Below are 220 nucleotides of genomic sequence, written 5' to 3'. Positions count from 1 at the left end.
CATGTGAGAGTAGGTCATCGTCAAGATTAAATTCCGAAACCCCTATCTGCGTATGCAGGTAGGGGTTTTGTTTTTGTAGAAGTCACTCATTTTCACCTGCACGTTACTGCTGTAACGGGCGGGTCACAGAATTTCTTGACGATCATAGAGCATTGGAACCACCTGATCCCATCCCGAACTCAGCAGTGAAACGATGCATCGCCGATGGTAGTGTGGGGTT

1 rRNA gene is annotated in these 220 nt (G+C 47.7%); it reads left to right on the top strand.

Going from position 1 to position 220, the window contains the following annotated elements:
• Positions 1–134: 134 nt before the first annotated feature.
• A 5S ribosomal RNA gene (rrf, locus tag AAEZ09_RS29325) occupies positions 135–220 on the top strand; the annotation flags it as partial.

It is taken from the genome of Pseudomonas sp. 65/3-MNA-CIBAN-0223 (assembly GCF_040310425.1).
Taxonomy (GTDB): domain Bacteria; phylum Pseudomonadota; class Gammaproteobacteria; order Pseudomonadales; family Pseudomonadaceae; genus Aquipseudomonas; species Aquipseudomonas gregormendelii.
The sequence above is the reverse complement of the archived record's forward strand: the minus strand, read 5'-3'. Positions and strand labels throughout refer to the sequence as shown.